Here is a 7,451-nt window from a genome sequence, read left to right as displayed (position 1 = left end):
CGGCGCCGCGCCGGCGGGCAGTGTCGGCGTCCCGTGCAGCGTCAGGACAGGACCGGCGGCGGGACGCGGCGCGACGGGGAGCGGGGCGCCCGGCAGATCCGCCTGGGGAAGGCCGGCCGGGTCGGCGCCGGACGGCAGTGCCGGCGTGATCCGCCCGAGCAGGTCGCGGCGCAGGTCCTGTTCGAGGAAGAGCGCCAGCTTGCGGGCCCCGGCGACGGTGAAGTGCACGCCGTCGGCGGTGCGCAGGCGCCGCACCTGTCCGGCGAAATCGGGCCCGAACTGCGTGTAGTTGCCGTGCTCGTCGATGAAGCCGTTCCAGACGTCGACGAAATTGACGCCGTTCTTCTCGGCCTGTTCCTTGTAGATGGCGTTGAGCATCTGCATGTGGGCCGAGGTGCGCTGGCCGCGCAGCGGCGGCACGCCGACCCAGTAGACCGGCACGCCGCGCGTTTTCATCGCCTGCATGATCTGACCGACCCGCTCGGCATAGAGGCCGCGCCAGCGCTCGTTTTCCGGGTCGATCGCCTCGCGCTCGATGCGGATCGCCTGGCGGTCGTTGGCGCCGAGCATCATGACGATGAAATCGACCTTCTCCTGGGCGGCCAGCGTCTCGGGGACGGCCCGGACCCAGTCGTGGAATTCGGGCCGCGTCAGGCCGGAGGACAGGCGCGTCTTGTCGACGACGCCGAGTTCGGGAACGTCCTCGAAGGCCTCTTCCAGCCCATAGGCCAGCCATTCCGCGAGGTTGTCACCCATGACCAGCACGAAGGTCGTGGGCGCGGCCGGGGCGACGGCTTCGGCGCTGTCGGTGGCGGTCGGCGCTGCCGCCTGTTCACGCTGCGGGCGCAGGGATTCGGCCGGACGGGCGACGCGCGGCGTCACGTTGCGCGACCCCTGAGGGATCCGGATGATGCGGGGGCGCTGGTCGCGCGGGGCAAAGAGATGCGGGTAGCGGTCGTCGACATAGGACGACTGGGCCTCGGCCGGCGTCGCCGCGAAAGTCGCCAGGGCGAGGCAGGCCCAGACCATCCACTTGCGAAACCCGATCACGATCATGCCGCGCTCCTCGTCCAACACCAGGGCATTCTAGCACCGGCCGGGAATTCGGGGACAAGTTCGTGTCGACGATCACCGCAGATCGGCTGATTCCGCCGCAAAGATTCTGCGGAGCGGCGGAATTTATCCCCGTCGTCAGCCGCCGCGGCGCAGCCTCTGGAGCATCGCGGCGGTGGGGAAGCCGTCGGCCGGCATGCCGGCGCGGGCCTGGAAGCGCTGCAGCGCTTCCCGTGTTCCGGCGCCGAGCTTGCCGTCCACCGTCCCGGTGTAGAGCCCGACCTGGGCGAGGCGCTGCTGCAGTTCAATCCGCTCCTGCTGCGACAGCGCCCGCTCGGCCGTCGGCCAGGGCTGGGCGAAGCCGCCGCCGCCACGCAGCCGGTCGGCGAGGTGGCCGACCGCCATCGCGTAGTTTTCCGAGTTGTTGTATTTCATGATCACCCGGAAATTCGGGAGCATCAGGAAGGCCGGACCCCTGGCGCCGCCGGGCAGATGCAGGAAGGCCTGATCCGACTTCCGCGGAAAGGCGCGGTCGCCGACCCGCCTCACGCCGCGGGCCTCCCACTGGGCGATGGTCTGCGGCCTTTCGCGGCCGGCGAGCGCCAAGTCGAGGCCCTGCGGCACCACCACCTCGTAGCCCCAGCCCTGGCCGGCCTGCCAGCCCTCGGCGCGCAGCAGGTTGCCGGTCGACATCAGCGCATCGGGCACGGAGCCCATGAGGTCGATGCGCTGTGATCCGGACCCGGACCGTGCCGCCCTGAGGAAGGTCGAGGGCATGAACTGGGTATGGCCGAAGGCCCCTGCCCAGGAGCCGCGGAAATTCGCCGGCGAGACATGGCCCTCGTGGATGATCTGCAGCGCGGCGACGAATTCGCCGCGGAAGAAGTCCTGGCGGCGGCCGTAGCAGGCGAGCGTCGCCGTGGCGCGCACCACACTCGTATTGCCCTTGGTGCGCCCGAAGCTCGTCTCGATGCCCCAGATGGCCGCGATGACGTGGCGGTCGACGCCGGTCTCGCGCTCGGCCCTGTCGAAGGCGGCGCGGTGGGTCTGCAGCATGCGCCGTCCCTCGGCGATGCGGTTCGCCGCGACGAGGCCGTTGATGTAGTCCCAGGGCTGGCGGGAGAATTCCGGCTGGCGGTCGAGCAGCGAGAGGATGGAATTGTCCGGGGTCAGGCCGGATGTCGCCTGCTGGAAGACCTGCGGCAGCACGCCACGGGCCCTGGCCTGCTGTTCGAGGCCGTTCAGGCAATCCGAAAAGCTGCCCTGCGCGGCGGCCGGCGCCGTCGCTGCGAGAGCGGCGACCACCGTCAGCACCGCCGGAGAAGCATATCCGCGTTTCATGCCAAGCGCCTCACGTCCCGAACGCCCCCGTCCTGGCTCCAGTGGAACAACGCGCATGCTTGATGAACAGTTAAGGCACGGTCGTGTCGGCTGGTCCAGAGCCTTCAATCACGCTCCAGACGCAGGTCCATCTCGGCCTCGACATAGCGCCATTCCTCGGTCGCCCTGAGCCGCGCCACCATCCGTTCGAAGGCCGCGGCGTCATCGGAGGCATATTCGAACCAGGTGAGAAAGTCGTAGGCGCCGCCGAGGTCGCGGCAATGGTGCAGGCGCCGCGCCACCTGCGGCAGATAGTCCATGCCGATGGCCGTGTGGCGCGAGCGCGCCTCGAAAATGTCCCGCCGTTCGTCCTGGGCCAGCGCCCACCAGGCTGCGGACTTGCGGATGGGGATGAGGGCGGCGCAGGTCGCGGCCGGCCGGCCGAGCCCCTGCTGCCGTGCGGCGAGGGCGTCGGTTTCGGCCCTGGTGGCATAGCGGGTGTTGCTGGTCGTGCCGATCAGCGTCCAGACCCCGCCGGGCGCCGCGCCGGCCGCGGTCACCGCCAGACGCGGCGCGGCAGGCAGGGCCGTCCCCGTCACCGGCGTGCAGGCGGCGATGCGCCAGGGACCGGTCTCGCCGGCGGTGAAGGCAATGGCCAGGGGATCCGTCATCGCGACCTCGTCGGGGTCCGGGCATTCAAGCCGCGTGCCAGACGCCGCCCCGCGTCAGCCCCGGCGCAGTCGCTCCAGGAAGGTCCTGTCCGCCTCGCCTGAGGGCGACATCCCAAAGCGGCCCTGCATGGTGCGGATCGCCGCCTTGGACTTGTCGCCGAGAATGCCGTCGACGTCGCCGAGGTCGAAGCCGAGGCGGTTGAGGCGCGTCTGGATCTCCTCGCGGTCGGCATGGGTCAGGCCACCCTCGCCGGGAGGCCAGGGCTTCGAGAAGCGACCGGCGCCCTTGATGCGGTCGCCGAGATGGGCGACGGCGAGGGCATAGGAATCGGCATTGTTGTAGCGCTTGATGACGTTGAAATTGCTCGTCACCAGCAGATGCGGGCCCTCTTCTCCCGCCGGCTTCCAGAGCGAGGCCTGGGCGCCGCCGGATATCGGCCCGCCGCCGATGCGGCGCACCCCGGCCACGGCCCAGCCGTCGAAGCTCTTGCGCTGCGAGCGGTTGCCGGCAAGGCCCGGGGCATGGACCTCGAAGCCCCAGGGCACGCCCGGCGTCCAGCCGTTGCGGCGCAGATAGTTCGCCGCGGACCCCATGGAGTCGGGGATGGAGGTCCAGATGTCGCGCCGCCCGTCGCCGGTGAAATCAACCGCGAAGGCGTGGAAGCTCGTCGGCATGAACTGGACATGGCCCATGGCGCCGGCCCAGGAGCCGATCATGTTCTGCGGCGTCGTGTCGCCGGACTGCAGGATGCGCAGGGCGGCGATCAGCTCGCGGCGGAAGAAGTCGGTGCGGCGGCCGGCGGCGGCGAGCGTCGCCATCGCCTGGATCACGTAGTGGTCGCCGCGGGAGGTGCCGTAGGAGGTCTCGTTGCCCCAGATGGAGCAGACGATCTCGGACGGCACGCCATAGCGGCTCTGCACGGCGGAAAAGGTGGCGCCGTGCTCGGCGAGGGCGGCGCGGCCGTTGGTGACGCGCTTGTTGGAGGCGCGCACGTCCACATAGTCGCCCATGGTCCGGCGGAATTCCGGCTGGCGCTGCGAGAGTTCGACGACGCGGGGGCTCGGCTGCACGCCGGCGAAGGCGCGGTCGAAGGCGGCCCGCGAGACCCCTGCGGCGGAGGCGGCAGGCCAGAGGCTGGCGACGAAGGCCTCGAAGGAGCGCGCCTCGGCCGGTCCGGCGAGGCCCGGCAGGGCGAGGGTGGCGGCGCCGGCGACGAGGCTGCGGCGGGTGATGGAGGTCATGACGGCTCCCGAGGGTCCGGCGTGAAGGGGCGCCAGTTTGATCGAGCGCATGGAGGGCGCTGTGAGTCGCGCAGAAAGATAGCGCGGATAAGGCGGCCGGGCATCCCGTCAGCCGGACGGATCGTCACGGGCCGGAACGAAGGGGATCGCGGGCGGTTTGTCAGGCGATGCCAATGGAGGACCACACATGACCGAGATCAGGATTCCGCACGAGGCTCTCGTTTTCGTCGGCGATGGCACCAAGGCCCTGTTCCTGCGCAACAAGGGCGATGCCGAACGTGTCAATCTCGAGGTCGAGCAGGTGTTCGCTCAGGACAACCCGGCGACGCGCGACCAGGGCACCGACCGGCCGGGCCGTTCCTTCGCCAGTTCCGGAGCCCAGCGCAGCGCCATGGAACAGACCGACTGGCATCAACTGGCCGAGGACCGTTTCGTCGAGGAGATCGCCGAGCGGCTCTACAAGCACGCCCATGCGGGCAATTTCCAGGCGCTGATCGTGGTGGCCCCGCCGAAGGTGCTCGGCCATCTGCGCAAGGCCTTCCACAAGGAGGTCAGTGACCGGGTGACCGCCGAGGTCCCGAAGGACCTGACCTCGCATCCGATCCACGAGATCGAGAAACTCCTCTCGGCGTGACGGCGCGGCCCGGAGAGCGGGTTCAGCGGGCCGCCTTGGCCGCCTGCGGGTACCATGTCGCCTCGGAGGCCACGGCCCGGGGCGCGGCCGGCTTTTCGTCGCTGTCGCAGACGCGGTTTCGCCCCTCCTGCTTGGCCCGGTAGAGGCGGCGATCGGCCGTCGCGACCAGTTCCTCCCAGGACATCATCGCGCCGGCCGACCGGGAAGCGACGCCGAAGCTGCTCGTGACCCGCAGACCGGGAACCGTGTTGATGTTCATCGCCTCGATGGCGCGGCGCAGACGTTCCGCCAGGGCGAGGGCGGCGCCCTTCGGCGTGTCGGGGAGCATGAGGAGGACTTCCTCGCCGCCGTGGCGGGCGAAGGCGACTTCCGCTCCGGCCACGGCGCGCAGATCATGGGCGATGGTTTTCAGCACGAGATCGCCGACGGCATGGCCATGCCCGTCATTGATAGCCTTGAAGTGGTCGATGTCGAACAGGATCGCCGAGACCGGCGCGCCGTGCCGGTCCGATTCATAGAGGGCCCGTTCGGCGGCCTCGGTGAGGGCCCGGCGGTTGAGCAGCCCGGTGAGCATGTCGGTTTCCGACAGGTGCCGCAGGGTTTCCGACATCAGGCGCTGGTCCTCTTCGAGCTGCAGGCGCTGGCGCTGCTGCTCGCGGAGGAGGTCGAGGCTGGCGAACATGGTCCGGACCTCGGCGCTGATATTGCGGATCGGCGGCGGATCGGAGAGATCGCCGCGGGCGATCTGGACGATCTGCCGGTGGGCGTTCAGCAACGGATGGAACAGGCCGTCGCGGAAGATCAGGGCGATGACCACGATCGCCACAATGGCGACACCGGTCAGCAGCAGCGAGGCGAGCACAAGAAGCAGGGCCTGGTGGCGCAGCGCCTCCATGGTCGCGCGGGAGGCCGCGGCGATGCGATCGCGCAGCAGTTCGACGGGCCTCATGCCCGGTACATAGGCGCGGGTGAACGTATCAGCGTCGGGCGCCGTCCCGAGCCAGCTGTCCCGCGCGACCCCTTCGGCATAGGGCAGGGCGGTCGCGAAATAGTCCCGTTCGACGGCGGTGATCGCCTCATCGACGCCGATATCCGGCAGGACGGCGCCGGCATAGCTCGCCAGGGCCCGCCACATCAGCTCAAGGCGGGCGCGTGTCGAGACGACCTGGACCTCCAGTTGCCGGCGCTGTTCGGGGTCGGCGGAGAGCTGCATGACGACATAGGAGCCGAGCCGCCCGGTCTGCTCGCGCAGGTTGCCGGCGAGCGAGTTCAGCAGGATGTGGGTCGCGACCTGCGGCGTCACCGCCACGATCTCGCGACCGAGCCGGTCGCGCAGGACAGCCGAGGCGTCGGCGGCGTCGAACATGGCTTCGATGGCCGTTCTGATCGGGGTGCCGCTGCGTTCGGCGGCGGGCCTGGCGATGACCTCGTCCACAGCCCGACGTCCGGCGTCGAGGCGGCGGCGCATGTCCGACTGCAGTGCGTCGATGTCGCCGAAGCGGCCACGCTCCCCGATGAACCTCGCCTCCATCTCGGAGATCCGGTTGTCCGTCTCGGTCCGCTTGACCGCCAGCGCAGCGGCCAGCGTCGACCGCTTCTCTTCTGCACCGCCCATGGCGGCGTTGGCCGGTCCTCGCTCGGCGGAGATGGCATTGGCGGCGACCAGGACCGACTGGAAGCGGGCGAGCTGGTCGGTGCCCCGCTGGTAGCGCGCGTGATCGGCGAAATTGGTCTGCAGCGACAGGCCGCCGAGCGCGACGCATGCCGCGGCAGCGACGATGCCACCCAACCATTGGAGATGCTGAATTCGAAAACGCACGCGATCGATCGTTCCGGTGATGCTTCCCGTGAGTACCAAGCGGGCGCTAAGCAATCCTGAATATGGTTGTAGAATATGCTCCCGATTCGTGAAATTCCCGCACGTTCGCCCTGCCTTTCATTCTCCGCCTTTCGCGCCTAAGGAAAGGCGGTCGGGTTTCCCCGCGCCTGCGTGCGCGTGAGGACACCCTGACGCGTTCCAGCTAAAATGCCGGACCGATTCGCAAGGCTGGCACGGCCACCGTGACGGCGTTGCGCCTGCCGAAGGAGAGACCGAGGCTCATGGCCGAACCCGTTCGTACCGAGATCAACGAAGCCGATTACGGCGCCGACAGCATCAAGGTCCTGAAGGGCCTCGACGCGGTCCGCAAGCGCCCCGGCATGTATATCGGCGATACCGACGACGGGTCGGGTCTGCATCACATGGTCTACGAGGTCGTCGACAACGCCATCGACGAGGCGCTCGCCGGCCATGCCACGGAAGTCACCGTGACGCTGAACGCCGACAATTCGGTGACGGTCACTGACAACGGCCGCGGCATCCCCACCGACATCCACCCGACCGAGGGCATTTCGGCGGCCGAGGTCATCATGACCCAGCTCCATGCCGGCGGCAAGTTCGACCAGAACTCCTACAAGGTCTCGGGCGGTCTCCACGGCGTCGGCGTGTCGGTGGTGAACGCCTTGTCCGACTGGCTCGAAATGCGAATCTG

At 69.2% G+C, this 7,451-nt stretch carries 7 protein-coding genes; 2 read left to right on the top strand and 5 right to left on the bottom strand.

The features are described 5' to 3' along the window. The 4 genes from Q8O26_RS16725 to Q8O26_RS16710 all read right to left on the bottom strand — a co-directional run. A partial coding sequence (locus Q8O26_RS16725) for an SGNH family hydrolase (RefSeq protein ID WP_305577624.1) occupies window positions 1–1,056 on the bottom strand: 1,056 nt, incomplete at its 3' end. A gap of 135 nt (window positions 1,057–1,191) precedes the next feature. Then, window positions 1,192–2,394 carry a lytic murein transglycosylase gene (locus Q8O26_RS16720; protein ID WP_305577622.1) on the bottom strand — a complete coding sequence of 401 codons (1,203 nt, stop codon included), beginning with the start codon at window positions 2,392–2,394 and terminating at the stop codon, window positions 1,192–1,194. A gap of 104 nt (window positions 2,395–2,498) precedes the next feature. Continuing rightward, window positions 2,499–3,044, bottom strand: coding sequence for a chlorite dismutase family protein (locus Q8O26_RS16715; protein ID WP_305577620.1), 546 nt, complete (start codon window positions 3,042–3,044; stop codon window positions 2,499–2,501). Window positions 3,045–3,098: 54 nt separating this feature from the next. Then, the gene (locus tag Q8O26_RS16710) at window positions 3,099–4,286 is read right to left on the bottom strand and encodes a lytic murein transglycosylase (RefSeq protein WP_305577618.1); all 1,188 of its coding nucleotides are present in this window, start codon (window positions 4,284–4,286) and stop codon (window positions 3,099–3,101) included. 187 nt (window positions 4,287–4,473) lie between these two features. Here Q8O26_RS16710 and Q8O26_RS16705 point away from each other — a divergent pair, with 187 nt between their 5' ends. Continuing rightward, window positions 4,474–4,920, top strand: coding sequence for a host attachment family protein (locus Q8O26_RS16705; protein ID WP_305577616.1), 447 nt, complete (start codon window positions 4,474–4,476; stop codon window positions 4,918–4,920). A gap of 22 nt (window positions 4,921–4,942) precedes the next feature. Here the strand turns inward: Q8O26_RS16705 and Q8O26_RS16700 are convergent, their stop codons facing one another. Further along, the gene (locus Q8O26_RS16700; protein ID WP_305577614.1) at window positions 4,943–6,739 is read right to left on the bottom strand and encodes a diguanylate cyclase; all 1,797 of its coding nucleotides are present in this window, start codon (window positions 6,737–6,739) and stop codon (window positions 4,943–4,945) included. Window positions 6,740–7,020: 281 nt separating this feature from the next. On the opposite strand from Q8O26_RS16700, the gene Q8O26_RS16695 reads away from it, so the two are divergent. Then, a partial coding sequence (locus Q8O26_RS16695) for an ATP-binding protein (RefSeq protein WP_305577612.1) occupies window positions 7,021–7,451 on the top strand: 431 nt, incomplete at its 3' end.

Origin of the sequence: Phreatobacter sp., from assembly GCF_030691135.1 — a bacterium.
GTDB lineage: Bacteria > Pseudomonadota > Alphaproteobacteria > Rhizobiales > Phreatobacteraceae > Phreatobacter.
Note: the sequence above shows the minus strand (reverse complement) of the source record. Positions and strands in the feature narration are given on the sequence as shown.

What these genes read in the sequence shown, in the direction of transcription:
- Q8O26_RS16715 (WP_305577620.1), bottom strand. Translation starts at nt 3,044, where the DNA reads ATGACGGATCCCCTGGCCATTGCCTTCACCGCCGGCGAGACCGGTCCC.
- Q8O26_RS16705 (WP_305577616.1), top strand. Translation starts at nt 4,474, where the DNA reads ATGACCGAGATCAGGATTCCGCACGAGGCTCTCGTTTTCGTCGGCGAT.
- Q8O26_RS16720 (WP_305577622.1), bottom strand. Translation starts at nt 2,394, where the DNA reads ATGAAACGCGGATATGCTTCTCCGGCGGTGCTGACGGTGGTCGCCGCT.
- Q8O26_RS16710 (WP_305577618.1), bottom strand. Translation starts at nt 4,286, where the DNA reads ATGACCTCCATCACCCGCCGCAGCCTCGTCGCCGGCGCCGCCACCCTC.